We start from the raw sequence: 17,382 nt of genomic DNA, 5'->3' as shown, positions 1-17,382 counted from the left end.
GATCCGACGAACTCAGGAGAGCGCCGTGAGCAACAAGCAGTCCGACGACACCGGTACCGCCGCGGGCACGGTCACCACCTTCGGGTACGGCACCGCCCGCGCCACCCCGGATCTGATGCGCGTCACCATCTCCATCGAGACCCGCGCCAGCAAGGTCGCCCTCGCCTACGGCCAAGCCGGTGAGCGCGTCGCCGCGCTGACCGATTCACTACGCTCCGACGGCGTTCCCGGCACCGATATCGCCACCAGCGGACTGTCGGTGCGCACCGAAACCGTCTGGCTGGAAGGCGGGGGCTCCAAGATCACCGGTTACGTCGCGACCACCGACCTCACCGTCGTCCTGCGCGATATCGGCGAAACGGCCGATCCCGGACCCGCCACGATCATCGCCAACTGCGTCGACGCCGGTGGTGACGATGTTCGTCTCGGCGGCCTCAATCTCGGCTTCGCCGACCAGGAGAGCCTGCTCACCCGAGCCCGCGATGCCGCATGGGACGACGCCCTCGCCAAGGCTGAGCAATACGCGGGCCGTGCCGAGCGCGCCCTCGGACCGGTCGTCGAGATCACCGAGAACACCACCTCCGCACCACCCGTCGCGCCCCGGCTGATGGCGATGTCGGCCCCGATGAACGCGGGCTACAGCGGCGCACCGGTTCCGGTCGAACTCGGCGAATCCGAAATCTCGGCGACGATCCGCGCGACCTGGCACCTCACCTGATTCCCTCTGACCTAACGCTTGCTTGGGTATAGTGATGGCTTCATCGTGCTGGTTAGGGGTCCGTATGCCGTTCGTGCTCATCGACAAACCGCGGCCGCAGGTCGCGCTGGTCACGCTCAATCGACCAGAACGGATGAACGCGATGGCCTTCGACGTGATGATCCCGCTGCGGCAGGCCCTCGAAGAGGTCAGCACCGATAACGAGGTGCGCGTCGTTGTGCTCACCGGCGCGGGCGAAGGCTTCTGTTCCGGCGCGGACCTGCAGAGCGCGGGTAGAGTTCCCAACACCGAGGGGCTGACCAAGACCAGTGTGGCCCGGCGCTCGATGGATCTGCTCAACGATGTGATGATCACGTTGCGGCGGATGAACCAACCGGTCATCGGCGCGATCAATGGCGCGGCCATCGGCGGCGGATTCTGCCTCAGCGTCGCCACCGATATCCGAATCGCGGGTGCGGACGCCTACTTTCGCGCCGCCGGGATCAATAACGGGCTCACCTCAGCGGAATTGGGCATCAGCTATCTGCTGCCGCGCGCCATCGGCGCCTCGCGCGCCTTCGAAATCATGTTGTCCGGCCGGGATGTCGACGCCGACGAGGCCGAGCGCATCGGCCTGGTCTCGCGCACCGTCCCCACCGCCGAACTCCTCGACACCTGCTATGACCTGGCCGAACGAATTATCGGCTTCAGCCGCGTCGGCACCGAACTCACCAAACGCATGCTGTGGAGCGGTATGGAGGCCAGTGGCTTCGAATCCCATATGCAGCACGAGGGCATGTCCCAGCTCTACGTTCGCCTGACTACGGAGAATTTCGACGAGGCCATCCGGGCCCGCCGCGACCGCCGCCCACCCGTCTACGAAGACTGAGCACACCGCTGGCCGATGCCTTTGACCAGCAGTGTCACCGTATCGGTGCCCGCGTCCTTCGAGATCTCCAGGTACTCAGGGGAATTCGCCCACCCGCAGAGCGGCATCGCGGCTCAGGCGATCGAGGGAACCGGCCACTGGCATGGCGACCGTACTGTTCACCCGCTTCCCGCTGCGCTCGATCAGCCCTCCCCGCACCTGGACCACCACACCGGATCAGCCGCAGCCGCTCCAGGGATGAACCAGGGCGCGACGATGCTCAGCGTTCCAGGAGGGCGAGGCATTCGACGTGATGGGTGGCGGGGAAGGCGTCGAAGGCACGCAGATCCGCGAGATGGTACCCGGCCGCCTGGTAGAGACCGAGGTCGCGAGCGAAAGAGGCTGGGTCGCAACCGACGTGGATGATGCGGGCCGGGCCGCTTGTCGCCACCGCGGTGACGACGTCCTTGCCCGCACCCGCGCGCGGCGGATCCAGGACGACGACGTCCGGAGCGACGCTGCTCGCGTGGTCGGCCAGCCAGTGCTCGACGCGCCGGGCCCGCAGGTCCAGCCACGGCAGATCCCGCAGGGCGGCGTTGCCGTCGGCCACCGCGGACCGCGCCGATTCCACCGCGAGCACCGAGCCGGTCGGACCGACCTGGTCGGCGAGCCGGGCCGCGAACACCCCGACGCCGCTGTAAAGATCCCAGGCCCGCTCCCCGTAGCCCAGCCCGGCCCACTCTGCGACCAGATCCGAATAGCATTGCGCCGCACCGTGATGTGCCTGCCAGAACCCGGTCGCGGACAGCTCCCACCGCCGCCCGGCCACATACTCGACCGTCCGCCCACTGCCCCCGTGCACCCACTCGTCCCGAGCCGCATGCGCCGCCGCCCGCCGGGCCGATGCCCGCCGCCGATCCCCTTCGTGTCCCGTCGAGCCGAGCTGATCGGCCTCGTGATCGCCGATATCACGCGCACGACCGCGACCACTGCTTCGATCGTCATCGCGATGATCTCGGCCTGCCCCGCCGCGATCATCACCCCCGGGCCGATCACGGCCGACGTCGCGATCATCGATGCGCCGCCACTGCGGGTCACCGCCGCGATCGGCACGACCACGACGCCCGTCCCGGCCGCGGCCCGCACCGCTGCGCCCGCCCCGGTGATCCCGATCGGACGCACCCGCACGCCGGTTCGCACCACGTCCACCGCGCCGATCTTCGCCGCGCGCCGCGGGCCGTTCACCACCGCGCTCGGCACGACCGGCCACCGCCGACGGTGCCAGCTCGACGATATGCCGCATCCCGTCGCCGTCCACCGCAATCACCAGATCCGCGCCGGGAGTCCACAATCGGTCACCGATGCCGTCCATCGCACCCGAAACAGGTTGGGGGCAACGCAGATCGGTGATCACCCCGGTGCTGCGATAGCCGTGGACCCCGGCGTGGCCGTTGCCGTCGACGGCCAGCCGGACGCGAGTGCGCCAGCCGCCGGTGCTGTCGGCGGGGTATCCGGCGATCGGCCGCACCGTGATATCGCGCTCGATTCCGGCGATGCGGCGCAACTGTTCGGCGACCACCGCCGCCTTCAGCGCACGCTGGGCCGCCGGGGTGGCGAAGGAGAAATCGCAACAGCCCGCGCCGCCAGGACCGGAGACCGGGCAGGTGGCGGGGATGCGGTCCGGGGATGCCTCCAGGATCTCGATCGCATCGGCCCGACAGAACGAACCACCGCGGTCCTCGGTGACCCGCAGCCGAACCAGTTCATCGGGCAGCCCGTGGCGCACGAAGACAACCCGGCCCTCATGCCGGGCGACACAGAATCCGCCGTGCCCGGGCGGCCCCAGCCGCACCTGGAAAGTTGTTCCGCGCCAGTCGGTCACCCTTGGTCCTCGTACCCACGCCGCACCGCACCCGGCGCGTTCACCACACCCGCCTGCCTGGCCTTCGCGGACGACGTCAGCTGCCACGGCACGCTCGTCACCATCACACCGGGCTCGAAGAGCAGCCGGCCCTTGAGCCGCAAGGCGCTCTGGTTGTGCAGAATCTGCTCCCACCAGTGCCCGACGACGTATTCCGGAATGAATACGGTCACCACATCGCGCGGCGAATCCCGGCGCACCCGCTTGACGTAATCCAGTACCGGCTTGGTGATTTCTCGATAGGGCGATTCGATCACCTTGAGCGGCACGCTGATATCACTGCGCTCCCACTCCCGCACCAGCGCCCTGGTATCGGCCTCGTCGACGTTCACCGTCACCGCCTCCAAGGTGTCGGGACGGGTGGCACGAGCGTAGGCCAGCGCCCGACGCGTCGGCAGATGCAGTTTGGACACCAGCACGATCGAATGCGAGCGACTCGGCAGCACCCCGTCCCACTCGTGCTCATCGAGCTCGCGGGACACCGAATCGTAGTGCCGACGAATGAGTTTCATCACAACGAAGATCGCCACCATGGTGCAGATCGCGATCCAGGCACCGGCGAAGAACTTCGTGATGAGCACGATGACCAGCACCGTCCCGGTCGCGCTCAGCCCGATCGCGTTGATCACCCGCGAGCGCTTCATCCTGGCCCGCTGCGCGGGATCGGTCTCGGTGCGCAGCAACCGGGTCCAGTGCCGCAGCATGCCGGTCTGGCTGAGCACGAACGAGACGAACACGCCGACGATGTAGAGCTGGATGAGCTTGGTCACCTCGGCCCCGAACACCACAACGAACCCGACAGCCGCACCGGACAGGAACAGAATGCCGTTGCTGAACGCCAGCCGGTCGCCACGGGTATGCAACTGCCGGGGCAGGTAACGGTCCTGCGCCAGAATCGAACCCAGCACCGGGAACCCGTTGAATGCGGTATTCGCCGCGAGCACCAGGATCAGCGCGGTCACCGTGGTGATGAAGTAGAACCCGATCGGGAACCCGTGGAAGACGGTCTCGGCCAACTGCGCGATCAGCGTCTTCTGGTGATAGTCCGCGGGCGCGCCGACAAGTTCGGATTCGTTGTGCGCGTACACGATCCCGATCTTCTGGGCCAGGATGATGATGCCCATCAACAGCGCGATCGCGATACTACCGAGCATCAGCAGCGTGGTCGCGGCATTGCGCGACTTGGGTTTCCGGAAGGCGGGCACACCATTGCTGATCGCCTCGACACCGGTCAGCGCGGCACAGCCGGAGGAGAACGATCGCGCGATGAGGAAGGCGAACGCGAGTCCGTAGAGGTGCTCGTCCTCGGCGTTGAGCTGGAAGCCCGCTGATTCGGCCCGCAGGTCGTCACCGAGCACGAAGATGCGCAACAGTCCCCACCCGAGCATCGCGAACATGCCGAAGATGAAGGCATAGGTCGGAATCGCGAAGGCGACACCGGATTCCCGGATGCCGCGCAGATTGATCGATGTCAGCACGACGATGGCGACCACGGCGAACAACACCTTGTGCGTGGCCACGAACGGAATCGCGGACCCGATATTCGACGCCGCCGAGGAGATAGACACCGCCACCGTGAGCACATAGTCCACCAGCAGCGCACTGCCGACCGTGAGTCCGGCGTTGGGCCCGAGGTTGGTGGTGGCCACCTCGTAGTCACCGCCACCGGAGGGATAGGCGTGCACATTCTGCCGGTAGCTGGCGACCACCACCGCCATCACGAACGCGACGGCCAGACCGACCCAGGGCGCGTAGACATACGCCGAGATACCGGCCACCGAAAGCACGAGGAAGATTTCTTCCGGCGCGTACGCCACAGAGGACATCGCGTCGGAGGCGAACACCGGGAGCGCGATCCGCTTCGGCAGCAGGGTATGGCCCAGCGCATCGCTACGGAAAGGCCTGCCCAGCAGCACACGTTTGGCTGCCGTCGTCAACTTGGACACTGGAGCGAGCATAGATCCCCCCAGGGTGGATCGCTGCCCCGGATGGCCGCGTCGTATGTTTGGTCGGCGCGAGGAGGGGGAAGTTGGGGCATGGAAACATCTGGCGGGTACGGTTCGACCGGAGCGACAAGCAAACCGAACGCCCTGCGGCGCGAGCTCGGGGCCCGGTAGCTTGCCGAACCACGTCGGGCCTGCATGTGCCGCCGATTGAACACAGTTTCCAGGAGCGAGGTTGCGGTGTACGTAGTGATCATGGGTTGCGGACGAGTCGGCTCGTCGCTGGCACGCGCCCTGGTCCGGGTCGGCCATGAGGTCACCGTGATCGATCGGGACCAGAGCGCGTTCCTGCGCCTCGGCGAGGACTTCCCCGGCGAGCGGGTGATCGGCGTCGGCTTCGACCGGGATGTGCTGACCCGCGCCGGAATCGAACGTGCCGACGCCTTCGCCGCGGTCTCCTCCGGAGACAACTCCAACATCATCTCGGCGCGGGTGGCCCGCGAAATGTTCGGCGTGCAGCGCGTGGTCGCGCGCATCTACGACGCCAAACGCGCCGCCGTCTACGAGCGCCTCGGCATTCCGACCATTGCCACCGTGCCCTGGACCACCGACCGCTTCCTCACCAACCTGATCGGCGAAGGCGGCACCACCACCTGGCGCGATCCGACTGGCACCGTCGCGGTGGCCCAGCTGACACTGCACGAGGACTGGTACGGCCGTACTGTGCGCGATCTGGAGCGGACCACCGGCACCCGGGTCGCGTTCATCATCCGGTTCGGCCAGGGCCTGCTGCCCGAGAGCAAGACCGTGGTCCAAGCCGACGACATCGTCTATGTGGCCGCGACCTCCGGCTCCGTCGGCGAGGCCGTCGCCTTGGCCGGTAAGCCCCCAGCAAGCGAGGACTGAACATGAAAGTGGCGATCGCCGGAGCCGGTGCCGTCGGCCGCTCGATAGCCAGGGAGCTATTGCGCGGTGGACATCGGGTGATGCTGCTCGAGCGCCAGCTCGACCATATCGACCCCGCCGCCATCCCGGATGCCATCTGGGTGCATGCCGACGCGTGTGAGCTCGCACTGCTCGAGGATGCCGGATTGGAGACCTACGAGGTCGTCATCGCCGCCACCGGTGACGATAAGGCGAATCTGGTGCACAGTCTGTTGGCCAAGACCGAATTCGGTGTGCGGCGGGTGGTGGCCAGGGTCAACGACCCGCGCAACGAATGGCTCTTCGACGCGGCCTGGGGTGTCGATGTCGCGGTGTCGACGCCGCGGCTGCTCGCCTCGCTGGTGGAGGAGGCCGTTTCGGTCGGCGATCTGGTGCGCCTGATGACGCTGCGACAGGGTCAGGCGAATCTGGTCGAGATCACCCTGCCCACCGACACCGCGCTGGCGGGTAAGCCGGTCCGCACACTCACCCTGCCGCGCGACGCCGCCCTGGTGACGATCCTGCGCGGCGGCCGGGTGATCGTGCCGCAGCCCGACGACCCGTTCGAGGGCGAGGACGAGCTGTTGTTCGTGACCTCCGTCGAGGCCGAGGAGGACCTGCGGGTGGCGCTGGCCACGCACGGCATCAAACCCTGACACCCCGACAAGGCTGATCGGTCAGCGCCCGCCCTGCCTCAGGACGCGGCCGCGAGCTCGGCCCGCAACTTGTTCAGCGCGCGATGCTGCATCACGCGAACCACACCCGGACTGGTGCCGATGGCCTCAGCGGTCTGCGCCGCGGTCCAGCCCAGCACGATCCGCATCACCAGCACCTCGCGATGCGCGGGCGCGAGGATCTTCATCAATTCCCTGGTGGCGGCGCTACGTTCGGACGCAATCGCCCACTCCTCCGGGCCGGCCGCGGGCGATGCCATATCGGGGACCTCGTCGACCGGATACATCGGGTGCAGCTGTGAGCGCCGGAACGCGTCGGCCACCTTATTGGCCGCGATGCCGTAGACGAAGGCCAGGAACGACTTGCCCTGATCCCGGTAGCGCGGAACGGCGTTGACGGTGGCCAGCAGGATTTCCTGCACCACATCGTCGGCCGTGACGTGCAGATGAGCGGTATTGCCAAGGCGCGCACCGCAATACCGGCGCACCAGCGGATGTACCAGCCGAACGATCTCGGAGACGGCCGCCCGGTCGCCCGCGGCCGCCGGGCCGATCAACTTATCCAGTTCGGCCGATACCCGACGGCTCTCCGACATGGCCGGGCTGTGGTGGGCTTGTTTCTTCGACAGTGTCGCAATGCTGTGCTCGGTAGCCAACGTCCGAGTCCTTCCTCGCCGATCGTGCTCTTTTTGCTTGCACTGATCGTCTGATGAACTCGATCGCCCAACCAGGCACCCCAGGGTGGGTACTCCCCCACCTCCGGCGGCGATTTGTTAACACCCCGACGAAATGGGGCGGGCTTTTTCTAGGCCGCTCCGGCGGCAGTCCCGCGGCGTACGGGCAGGTGTCCGGCACGTCGCACCGCCCACACGGTGACGGCCAGCGCGACCGCGGTCAGCGGCCAGCCCATCGCGATGCGCGCGAAGGCAAGCCAACCGGTGCGATCGGTGTCGTAGAGCTGCGATTGCACCAGGTAGCGCGCGCCGAATACCACCACCCAGGTGGTGGTCGCGAGGTCGTAGAGGCGGATAACGCGCCGATCGGAGCGCCAATCGGAACCGTGACCGTTGAGCACACCCCAGATGACGCCGACCAGTGGCCAGCGCACGAACATCGACACCAGGAACACTCCCGCGTAAACCAGGCTGGTGTAGATGCCGAACAGGAAGAAACCCTTCGCCTCACCCATCCGGTAGGCGATTAATGCGCAGATGCCGACCCCGAGGAAGCCGGAGATCGCGGGCTGGATCGGACTGCGCCGCACCAGACGCCACACCAGAATCGCGGCGGCGACACCGAGCGCCGACCAGATCGCCACGGTCAGCCCGGCGAAGGTGTTCACGGGCACGAAGACGAGCACCGGCAGGGTCGAGTAGATCAGGCCGCTGAAACCACCCAACTGCTCGAGCAGGGTCTGTTCGGCCTCTTCGATCTCGACGTCGGTTTCGGCGTCGACAGGGAGATCGACGGCCTCGGAGGGGTCGACCGACTTACGCCCTCCGGTCTGGCTCGTGGCGCGGATCTCGGCGGCGTTCTCGTTGCTCGATGGCATACGTCAGCTGTTCTCACGCAATTCGTAGTAGGGGTTGTAGATCACCTTACGACCATCGCGGTCACCGACTCGACCGCGAACGAGGATCTTGCGGCCCGGTTCGATACCCGGGATCCGCCGACGACCGATCCACACCAGACTGATGGCATCGGTGCCATCGAAGAATTCTGCCTGAACACTGGCGCCGACGGACTTCGGACACGCTTCGACACTGCGTAGTCGTCCGAGCATCGTGGCCTCGTCACCGCGACGGCACTCCGAAGCCCGGCACGCACCCGACGCATCGGCCGATTCGGCGAGTTCCTCGGCGTCCAACTGATCGATGTCCTCGGTCAGCCGGCGGCTCAGACGGCGAAAATAACCTGAGGCGGCTGATGACATGTGACGCTCTCCTGCTTGGAGCAAGACGACGTGGGTCGCACGCCGTCGTGGTTGTTCCGGTAACGACCGGCTGTAGGCCGTATACCCGCCACTGTAGATGGGCAACCCTCCCCCCGCTACGCTCGGACCGGTGTTCGACTCCCCACACTTCGCGCCGGACAACCGCGGCCGCGACCCGATCGCCGTGGCGTTGCCGGGAACCGGATCGGATGCCGACTTCGCACGCCGCGCCTTCGGACCGGCCTGTGCGGCACGCGGAATCGAATGCATCGCCGTCGAACCCGATCCGCGCGCCGTGGTTGCCAGCTACCGAGCCGCGCTCGACGCCGCCGCCCTGCGTGGTCCCGTACTGGCCGCTGGCATCTCCCTGGGCGCGGCGGTCGCGCTCGAGTGGGCGGGTGAGCACCCCGGGGCAGCAATAGGCGTGGTGGCGGCGCTACCGGCCTGGACCGGACCGGACACCGCGGCCTGCCCGGCCACGCTCAGCGCCGCGGCTACCGCGGCCCAGCTGCGTGCGGACGGTCTCGACGCGGTCGTCGAGCGGATGCGCGCGAGCAGCCCGGGCTGGCTCGCCGACGCGCTTACCCGATCCTGGCGCTCGCAATGGCCGCGGCTGCCCGACGCCTTGCAGGAGGCCGCCGACTACAAGTGGCCCGGCACCGAACGACTCGGCACCATCGAGGTGCCGGTCGCGATCGTCACGGCGATCGACGATCCGGTGCACCCGCTGGCGGTCGCCGAGGAATGGGCCCAGCTGATCCCACGCTCCGAGCTGATCCGGATCACTCTCGACGAGCTCGGCGCGGACCCAGCGATTCTCGGGCGCTCCGGGATCGCCGTGTTCTACCCCTGCGCCTGACAACTCGGCTCCGTCGGCTCGTCGAGAGACCACGAAGCCCCAGCGCTGAGGCTGGGGCGACGAATTGCGGTCGGGCGTGGGCTAATTCAGCCCGAGCTGCTGCATAGCGGAACCGTCCGCGCCACGCCGGGGTTCATTCGGCATGCTCGGCGGAATGACGGGCTGTGGTCCGGCCTGGGCGACGGCCTGCTGTGCGGCCAGCGCCTGCTGCTGGGCCTCCACCTGCGCCTGATGCGCGGCGGCCAACTGCTCGGCCAGCTCCGGTGGCAGCACAACGGCCAGCGGCTCGCGCACCGGCATCGGGTCGTCGCCGCGTCGGATCACGGTCTCACTCAAGATGGCTCGCGCGGCCCGCACCAGCGGTCCGCCCTCATCGGCGGCGCCCTGCGGACCCGCCGCCACCAGCCGCACCATCCACCGCGGCCCGTCCACCCCGATGAAGCGCAGATCCGCACCTTCGGTGATGGCGAGCAGCTCTCGGCCCCACGGTCCGGTCTCCACCGCGACCCTGGCACCGTCCTTGCGTAGCGATTCGGCGAGATCGGCTGCCACCGAACGCCATTGGCCCGCCGACTTGGGCGCGGCGTAGGCCGCCACAGTAAGCCGGCCATGTTCGGTCGCCAGGTGCACCGCCTGCGGGGTGCCGTCCGGGGTCATCTCGACCTGGAGCTGACCGCCCGGCGGGACCGGCAGGATCACCGATCCGAGATCCAGGCGCTGGTCGGCCATATTCTCCAGCAGCTCGGCCACTTCGCTGTAGTCGTACGGGCCGGACTTGGGCATATCCGACTCGGCGGTGTCGTAGTCGGGGTCGTCCAGTTCGGACTCGTCGTAGTCGGGTTCGTCGTAGTAGTCGGGTTGGTGGTGATAGCCCGCGACGGCGTATTCGGCTGGGACGATCGGGTTCTCGTCGGTGATCGGATCAACGATCGGATTCTCATCGGTGATCGGATCAACGATCGGATTCTCGTCGGTGATCGGCTCATCGTCGTAGCCCGCGTGGCCGTAGCCGGTGTATTCGGCGTCGTAATCGCCTGGGTAGTCGTCGTACTGATCCTCCGCGAACTCTTCACGTCCGCCGGACTTGCGTCTCTTTCCGAACATTCCCGTCATGCCTCCTTGCCGAGGGCGCCCGCTCCGTCGGCCGCAGCGGCCAGACTCGCGTGGCCACCGCTCGACCCGTAACCGCCCGCACCCCGCGTGGTGTCGTCGAGTCGGTCGACCTCCACGAAATCGACCAGCTCGACCCGCTGAACCAGCAGCTGCGCGATCCGGTCACCCCGGCGCAGCTCGATCGGGGTGCGCGGATCATGGTTGATCAGGCACACCTTGATCTCGCCCCGATACCCCGCGTCCACCGTGCCCGGTGTATTCACCACGGACAGACCGGTTTTCGCGGCCAGGCCGGAACGCGGATGGATCAGGCCGACCGTGCCGACCGGCAGCGCGACGGCGACACCGGTGCCGACCAGCACCCGCTCCCCCGGCTCGATGATGACGTCCTCTGTGGTGCACAGGTCCACGCCCGCGTCTCCGTGGTGGGCACGCGTGGGCATGGGAATACCGGGATCGAGCCGCAGCAAGGGGATAGGTTGAAATGCGCTCATGACTGCGCCTCGCTGATGCTCGGCTCCGTCATGACCGCACCTGCGGCTGTGTTCATCATTCGCTCGCTGCGCTCGCTCACGTTGACCGAGCCTACGCGTACGCCTTCGACCTCAGTGAATTAGTGTTGAGTCGTGTCGGACCAGCCCAACCCAGTGACTATGGACGAACAACAGAGTGGTTTCGAGCCCTACCGCGAGCGCCTGTGGGTGCCGCTGTGGTGGTGGCCGGTCGCGTTCGCCATCGCCGGTCTGCTGGCCGCCGAAATCCATATGGGCGCACCGGGTCTACGCGCATGGCTGCCCTACGCGCTGTTGTTTCCGGTGCCGGTGTGGGTGCTGGTGTGGCTGAGCCGCCATCGGGTCGAGGTGGCCCAGGATCGCTCCGGCGTCCGCGAACTACGCGCCGATCGCGCTCACCTGCCGGTGAACTTCGTGGCGAAGGCGGCCACGGTGGCCCCCACCGCCAAGAGTGCGGCGCTGGGCCGCCAGCTCGACCCCGCCGCCTATGTTCAGCATCGGCCATGGGTGGGGCCGATGGTGTTACTCGTACTCGACGACCCGGACGATCCGACGCCGTACTGGCTGGTCAGTACGCGACGGCCCGACCGGGTCCTGGCCGCGCTTGGCATACCTGGCTGATAGCCGGGTGTGCCGAGCGCGGGCTATGTGTTGATCTCGGGCTGGAGATCAGATCTCGTGCCGGGATCAGGCTGCGCAGTCCATGCAGATCAGCTGACCGCCACTCTCGCTGGCCAGCCTGCTCCGGTGATGGACCAGGAAACAGCTGGAACAGGTGAACTCGTCCGCCTGCTTCGGGATCACCCGAACCGTCAGCACTTCCTCGGACAGGTCCGCGCCGGGAAGCTCGAACGACTCCGCGGTATCGGATTCGTCGACATCCACGACGGCGGACTGTGCCTCGTTGCGACGAGCCTTCAGCTCCTCCAGCGAATCCTCCGACACTTCGTCGGTTTCTGTGCGCCTCGGTGCGTCATAGTCGGTTGCCATGTCGTCTTCCCCTCGTCCTTACTCCGTATATCCCGGACCGGGCCACTCATACCGATTCGCTCGGAATCGGAATGACCAGCACCGCCCCGCCGGTGGTGCACGTCACACGTACACCGGTCCCCTATCAGGGCGGATCGCGCGAACCCACCTTTGATAGCGCTCGGTAAACGCAGGACATGCCCTGCTTGTTCCCGCGACCGACCACCGATTTCTGGCTGGATGATTCGATCTGGGCCGCCAGACAATAGCGGACGACACGGCAAAAGTCGCAATCAAAACACAGACGATTCGAAACTGAGGGGTAATCGACACCAACCCTCGAACTCGCCGAGACCTTGGGCACTGAATTCACCCACCCCGGCCGGCTCCGCCGGCCTGCCATCTCCCGGCCGCCGAGACACTTTCGTAGAGTATGCCCGTGGTTTCACTCATCACCGAAGGCAGCACAACGGACAGACAGGGACAACCCTTCCTCCGGCGACGCAACCAGCCATGGTTGATCTTGGTCGGCGTCCTACTCCTGATCTGCACCGTGGTGTGGATCAAGGCCTTGACGACCGAGGACAGCAGCGGAACCGCGATGGCGTGCAACTCGCCGAGCCCGGCCACCGATGCCAAGTCACCCCAACCTGCTCCGCTGGGACAGCGGGTCGGCCAGTCGCGGCTGACCGACGTCGAACCGGCGCCGCTGGCCTCGTCCAAGGTGCGGGTTCTGAACGCGAACAACAAGAGCGGTCAGGCTTCCCACATCGCCTCCGCTCTCGGTGATCTCGGCTTCACGAGCCCGCCGGGGCAGCAATTCGGTAACGATTCGGTCTATGTCAATGGCGACCTCAATTGCACCGGCCAGATCCGCTTCGGTGTGAACGGCCGACCGGCCGCCGCATCGGTCCAGTTGGTCGCTCCGTGCGCCGAGCTGATCGAGGATCAGCGCAACGACGACACCGTCGATCTGGTGCTGGGTTCGGTGTTCGGCGAGTCGCTGCGGCCGAGTCCGGATGCCGAGGAAGTCCTGAAATCCCTGAAGAATCCGGCGCCGGGCGGGTCGCCGTCCATCGATCCCAAACTGCTCTCGGCAGCACGCACGGCGCGCTGCTGAGTCCGGCGAAACCAACCCTCCATCGCCCCGGTGTCGCTTCGGCACACCGGGGCGATCCGCATCTGCGGCAGCGAATCAGGCGTCGGGGATCGCGACAGTCGCGCCGACCCGGTCGAATAGCTCGGTCAATTCGTCCGCGACGCCCGGCGCCGCGGCAATGACCAACTCACCCGCCGAGCCGGGACTCGTGGCCGCGGGCAGCCGCAGCACCGCGCCCGCTTCCGCGGCGATCAACGCGCCCGCCGCCCAGTCCCATGCGTTGAGTCCGTGTTCGTAGTACGCATCGATCCGCCCCTCGGCGACGAAGCACAGATCCAGGGCGGCAGCGCCGAAGCGGCGGATATCGCGGATATTCGGCAGGATCTCGGCGACCAGTGCCGCCTGCTGGGCCCTGCGGTGCGTGCCGTACGCGAATCCGGTGGCCACCAGCGCCATCGCGGCCGACCGCACCGGCGAGCATCGAAGATGGTCGACCGAGCCGTCGGCGGCCACCCTGGTCGCGCCGAGACCCGACGCGGCGCTGTAAGTCGCCGCGCGCGCGACATCCACCACCGCACCCGCGACAGATCGTCCGGCGCGCATCGCGGCCACCGAAATCGCGTAACCGGGAATTCCGTACAGGAAGTTCACGGTGCCATCGATGGGGTCGACCACCCAGTGCACGGTGTCCGCGTCGGAATCGGCCAGACTTCCGCCGCCTTCCTCGCCGAGAATCGGGTCATCGGGGCGCGCCTCAGCGAGCAGTCGCCGGATCAGGTCCTCGGTCTCGGTGTCCACGATCGTCACGGGATCGGTGGGGTGTCCCTTGGTCCGCACCGCCCCGTCTCGCGCACCGTCGGGGCCGAACACCTGCGGGCGACGCGAACGCACATGGGCCGCCGCGGTTTCGGCGAGTCGGACCGCGATCCGGCGCAATTCGGCCGCATCCGCGGAACCCGCGGCGGTGGGCTGGGCGGTAACTGACGCTCTGGTCTCCGGCATGACCCCCATGCCATCACAGATCCTCGCCGAACGGGAATCATGTGTCGCCCATTACTCTTGTCGTGCACGACACAACGCCGTCGTCGGGTACACCCACCGCATGCGCTCGGACCAGCGGGTGGGCCTCTGTGCGACGGCGCATTCATCACATCGGCCAGCACAGGGAGCGAGGGAACGTCATGTCCGCTCGGGGGCACGCATTCGGTATCGATATCGGTGGCAGCGGGGTCAAGGGCGCCGCGGTGGATCTGGCCACCGGTGACTTGGTCCATGAGCGGATCAAGATCGCGACGCCGCACCCCTCGACACCGACCGCGGTCGCCGACGCGGTCGCCAAACTGGTCGCCCAGGCCGATTGGGACGGTCCGGTCGGCATTACGCTGCCCTCGGTCGTACTCGAAGGCGTCGCACAAACGGCGGCCAATATCGATAGCAGGTGGATCGGCACCGATGCGCGAGCCCTGTTCTCCGAAGCGCTCGACGGCCGCACGGTCACCGTGCTCAACGACGCGGATGCAGCCGGACTCGCCGAAGATCGCTACGGCGCGGCAAAGCATTTCGACGGCCTTGTGGTGCTGCTGACCTTCGGCACCGGCATCGGGTCGGCACTGCTGTTCCACGGCACGCTGGTGCCCAATACCGAACTCGGCCATCTCGAGATCGGCGGCATGGAGACCGAACGCCGTGCCGCGGCCTCGGTCAAGGATCGCGACGGCCTGACCTACGTTCAGTGGGCCGCCGAGGTCAGCATCGTACTGAGCGGACTGGAGAACCTGTTCTGGCCGAAGGTCTTCGTCGCTGGTGGCGGCATCAGCCGGGACGCCGATCAGTGGATTCCGTTGCTCACCAACCGAACCCAGGTGATCCCCGCCCACCTGGAGAACACCGCTGGCATCGTCGGCGCGGCGATGGCCATCGACGCGGGCATCGCGCCATGACGAAGATCGGCGGATCCGGGAGGCGCGCGGACAGTGCGGCATTAGCCGTTGTCGGGATCGTGCCGTAGGTACCCTGGTTCGATCGTTACAATGGAACGTACTCCGGCCGCGAGCCGGAAACCCCAGACCCGGCGCTCAGCCGGTGAAACCCGACAGACCGCTCCGCCGGAACACCACTCTGGCGTGACGCCGCACGAGACCGTCACGAAAGGGCGTACGTGGTAGCCACGACCCGTCAGACCGCCGAATCGGCCGATGCCGACTCCGCAGATGTAACCGAAGCACGGCCGGTCCGCAAGGCTGCCGCTAAGAAGGCTCCGGCCAAGAAGGCCGCCGCCAAGAAGGCTCCGGCCAAGAAGGCCGCCGCCGCGAAGGCGACCAAGGGCCCCGCCAAGAAGGCCGGACCGAAGAAGGCCGGACCCGACGGTGAGCCGGGCGGCGAGGAGAACCTCGAGGCCGAGGATCTGGACCTGGAGGATCTCGAGGTATCCGAAGACGACCTCGCCGAGGACGCCGAGGAGCTGGTCGAGGAAGTCGCCGAGGAAGTCGAGGAGGGCGAGGCCGACGAGCCGACCGCGGCGGACAAGGCCTCCGGCGACTTCGTCTGGGACGAGGAGGAGTCCGAGGCGCTACGCCAGGCCCGCAAGGACGCCGAGCTCACCGCCTCGGCCGACTCGGTGCGTGCCTACCTCAAGCAGATCGGCAAGGTTGCGCTGCTCAACGCCGAGGAGGAGGTCGAACTCGCCAAGCGGATCGAGGCCGGGCTCTATGCGGCGGAGAAGGTTCGCGAATTCGCCGAACAGGGTGAGAAGCTGCCGGTCGCGATGCGCCGCGATTACACCTGGATCGTGCGCGACGGCAACCGCGCCAAGAACCACCTGCTGGAAGCCAACCTGCGCCTGGTGGTCTCGCTGGCCAAGCGCTACACCGGCCGCGGTATGGCGTTCCTGGATCTGATCCAGGAGGGCAACCTCGGTCTGATCCGCGCGGTCGAGAAGTTCGACTACACCAAGGGCTACAAGTTCTCCACGTACGCCACCTGGTGGATCCGGCAGGCCATCACCCGCGCCATGGCCGACCAGGCCCGCACCATCCGCATTCCGGTGCATATGGTCGAGGTCATCAACAAGCTCGGCCGCATCCAGCGCGAGCTGCTCCAGGACCTGGGCCGCGAGCCCACCCCGGAGGAGCTGGCCAAGGAAATGGACATCACGCCGGAGAAGGTCCTCGAAATCCAGCAGTACGCGCGTGAGCCGATTTCGCTGGATCAGACCATCGGCGATGAGGGCGACAGCCAGCTCGGCGACTTCATCGAGGACTCCGAGGCCGTTGTCGCGGTGGACGCGGTGAGCTTCACATTGCTGCAGGATCAGCTGCAGTCGGTGCTCGAGACGCTGTCCGAACGCGAGGCGGGCGTGGTCCGGCTGCGTTTCGGCCTCACCGACGGCCAGCCGCGCACCCTCGACGAGATCGGCCAGGTGTACGGGGTCACCCGTGAGCGCATCCGGCAGATCGAGTCGAAGACCATGAGCAAGCTGCGCCACCCGAGCCGCTCGCAGGTGCTTCGGGACTACCTCGACTGAGTTCGTTTTTCGCTCGATTCTCCGAAGCGCCCGCGCTGACAGCGCGGGCGCTTCGTTGTTTGCGCTCACGAAATGACTTGTCCACGTTTGCCGGTGTGTGTACCGGCAACCACGCCCGCATCCACTTCGCCTTCGGCCCCGCTACTGTCGAATCCGACTGTGCCCGTTGGCGATTTCGATGGTATTGATCCGAACTGGTTCTACAACAGGACTTTTCGGCATTCCAGCGCGCAATCCGCCAGCCACGCAACGGCAACCGATACAGCGTCCGGACGGTTATCCAATTCACGTTTCAATCAAACCCAAAAGTGACCGAAACCACCTGCGCCAAAACAGATTTCGACACC

At 66.9% G+C, this 17,382-nt stretch carries 18 protein-coding genes; 9 read left to right on the top strand and 9 right to left on the bottom strand.

The window, feature by feature from the left end; translation table 11 throughout:
* Positions 1-25 precede the first annotated feature (25 nt).
* Together ACQP1G_RS14940 and ACQP1G_RS14935 are read left to right on the top strand one after the other, a co-directional pair.
* Positions 26-718 carry an SIMPL domain-containing protein gene (locus ACQP1G_RS14940; RefSeq protein WP_433203901.1) on the top strand — a complete coding sequence of 231 codons (693 nt, stop codon included), beginning with the start codon at positions 26-28 and terminating at the stop codon, positions 716-718.
* A gap of 64 nt (positions 719-782) precedes the next feature.
* Positions 783-1,586 carry an enoyl-CoA hydratase gene (locus ACQP1G_RS14935; RefSeq protein WP_433203898.1) on the top strand — a complete coding sequence of 268 codons (804 nt, stop codon included), beginning with the start codon at positions 783-785 and terminating at the stop codon, positions 1,584-1,586.
* A gap of 259 nt (positions 1,587-1,845) precedes the next feature.
* On the opposite strand, the gene ACQP1G_RS14930 is transcribed toward ACQP1G_RS14935, so the two are convergent.
* The gene (locus ACQP1G_RS14930) at positions 1,846-3,447 is read right to left on the bottom strand and encodes a class I SAM-dependent RNA methyltransferase (protein WP_433203895.1); all 1,602 of its coding nucleotides are present in this window, start codon (positions 3,445-3,447) and stop codon (positions 1,846-1,848) included.
* Complete coding sequence (locus ACQP1G_RS14925; RefSeq protein WP_433203892.1) at positions 3,444-5,432, bottom strand: APC family permease; 1,989 nt, start codon at positions 5,430-5,432, stop codon at positions 3,444-3,446. Before ACQP1G_RS14925 ends, ACQP1G_RS14930 begins: the two co-directional genes overlap by 4 nt.
* 237 nt (positions 5,433-5,669) lie before the next feature.
* Here ACQP1G_RS14925 and ACQP1G_RS14920 point away from each other — a divergent pair, with 237 nt between their 5' ends.
* Positions 5,670-6,335 carry a potassium channel family protein gene (locus ACQP1G_RS14920; protein WP_433203889.1) on the top strand — a complete coding sequence of 222 codons (666 nt, stop codon included), beginning with the start codon at positions 5,670-5,672 and terminating at the stop codon, positions 6,333-6,335.
* A gap of 2 nt (positions 6,336-6,337) precedes the next feature.
* A complete protein-coding gene (locus ACQP1G_RS14915) occupies positions 6,338-7,009 on the top strand; it encodes a potassium channel family protein (RefSeq protein ID WP_433203886.1) in 672 nt (223 codons plus the stop codon).
* Positions 7,010-7,047: 38 nt separating this feature from the next.
* Here ACQP1G_RS14915 and ACQP1G_RS14910 read toward each other — a convergent pair whose 3' ends face one another.
* The 3 genes from ACQP1G_RS14910 to ACQP1G_RS14900 all read right to left on the bottom strand — a co-directional run bounded on the left by ACQP1G_RS14910 (position 7,048) and on the right by ACQP1G_RS14900 (position 8,960).
* Positions 7,048-7,683, bottom strand: a complete 636-nt coding sequence (locus tag ACQP1G_RS14910; RefSeq protein WP_433203883.1) for a sigma-70 family RNA polymerase sigma factor — start codon at positions 7,681-7,683, stop codon at positions 7,048-7,050.
* A gap of 149 nt (positions 7,684-7,832) precedes the next feature.
* Positions 7,833-8,579 carry a DUF3159 domain-containing protein gene (locus ACQP1G_RS14905; protein ID WP_433203880.1) on the bottom strand — a complete coding sequence of 249 codons (747 nt, stop codon included), beginning with the start codon at positions 8,577-8,579 and terminating at the stop codon, positions 7,833-7,835.
* Between the two features lie 3 nt (positions 8,580-8,582).
* Positions 8,583-8,960 carry an OB-fold nucleic acid binding domain-containing protein gene (locus tag ACQP1G_RS14900; RefSeq protein WP_433203877.1) on the bottom strand — a complete coding sequence of 126 codons (378 nt, stop codon included), beginning with the start codon at positions 8,958-8,960 and terminating at the stop codon, positions 8,583-8,585.
* 130 nt (positions 8,961-9,090) lie between these two features.
* On the opposite strand from ACQP1G_RS14900, the gene ACQP1G_RS14895 reads away from it, so the two are divergent.
* Positions 9,091-9,819, top strand: a complete 729-nt coding sequence (locus ACQP1G_RS14895) for an alpha/beta fold hydrolase (protein WP_433203874.1) — start codon at positions 9,091-9,093, stop codon at positions 9,817-9,819.
* Between the two features lie 81 nt (positions 9,820-9,900).
* Here ACQP1G_RS14895 and ACQP1G_RS14890 read toward each other — a convergent pair whose 3' ends face one another.
* Both ACQP1G_RS14890 and dut read right to left on the bottom strand, forming a co-directional pair.
* On the bottom strand, positions 9,901-10,923 hold the full coding sequence (locus ACQP1G_RS14890; RefSeq protein WP_433203871.1) for a DUF3710 domain-containing protein: 1,023 nt from the start codon (positions 10,921-10,923) through the stop codon (positions 9,901-9,903).
* 5 nt (positions 10,924-10,928) lie between these two features.
* Entirely contained in the window at positions 10,929-11,426 is a 498-nt protein-coding gene (dut, locus tag ACQP1G_RS14885; protein ID WP_433203868.1) for a dUTP diphosphatase, read from the bottom strand.
* 159 nt (positions 11,427-11,585) lie between these two features.
* Here dut and ACQP1G_RS14880 point away from each other — a divergent pair, with 159 nt between their 5' ends.
* The gene (locus ACQP1G_RS14880) at positions 11,586-12,065 is read left to right on the top strand and encodes a DUF3093 domain-containing protein (RefSeq protein ID WP_433203865.1); all 480 of its coding nucleotides are present in this window, start codon (positions 11,586-11,588) and stop codon (positions 12,063-12,065) included.
* Positions 12,066-12,131: 66 nt separating this feature from the next.
* On the opposite strand, the gene ACQP1G_RS14875 is transcribed toward ACQP1G_RS14880, so the two are convergent.
* Positions 12,132-12,434 (bottom strand): DUF4193 domain-containing protein, encoded by a 303-nt coding sequence (locus ACQP1G_RS14875; RefSeq protein WP_433203862.1) that lies wholly within the window; start codon positions 12,432-12,434, stop codon positions 12,132-12,134.
* 418 nt (positions 12,435-12,852) lie between these two features.
* Here ACQP1G_RS14875 and cei point away from each other — a divergent pair, with 418 nt between their 5' ends.
* Entirely contained in the window at positions 12,853-13,533 is a 681-nt protein-coding gene (cei, locus tag ACQP1G_RS14870) for an envelope integrity protein Cei (protein ID WP_433203859.1), read from the top strand.
* 75 nt (positions 13,534-13,608) lie between these two features.
* Here the strand turns inward: cei and ACQP1G_RS14865 are convergent, their stop codons facing one another.
* The gene (locus ACQP1G_RS14865) at positions 13,609-14,514 is read right to left on the bottom strand and encodes an inositol monophosphatase family protein (RefSeq protein ID WP_433203856.1); all 906 of its coding nucleotides are present in this window, start codon (positions 14,512-14,514) and stop codon (positions 13,609-13,611) included.
* 179 nt (positions 14,515-14,693) lie between these two features.
* On the opposite strand from ACQP1G_RS14865, the gene ppgK reads away from it, so the two are divergent.
* Both ppgK and ACQP1G_RS14855 read left to right on the top strand, forming a co-directional pair.
* Positions 14,694-15,452, top strand: coding sequence for a polyphosphate--glucose phosphotransferase (gene ppgK / locus ACQP1G_RS14860; RefSeq protein WP_433203853.1), 759 nt, complete (start codon positions 14,694-14,696; stop codon positions 15,450-15,452).
* A gap of 218 nt (positions 15,453-15,670) precedes the next feature.
* Positions 15,671-17,035 carry an RNA polymerase sigma factor gene (locus ACQP1G_RS14855; RefSeq protein ID WP_433203850.1) on the top strand — a complete coding sequence of 455 codons (1,365 nt, stop codon included), beginning with the start codon at positions 15,671-15,673 and terminating at the stop codon, positions 17,033-17,035.
* Positions 17,036-17,382 lie beyond the last annotated feature (347 nt).

The sequence above is a fragment of the Nocardia sp. CA-107356 genome (genome assembly GCF_050946365.1).
In the GTDB taxonomy this organism is placed as follows: domain Bacteria; phylum Actinomycetota; class Actinomycetes; order Mycobacteriales; family Mycobacteriaceae; genus Nocardia.
This window is presented reverse-complemented; position numbering and strand designations above follow the sequence as displayed.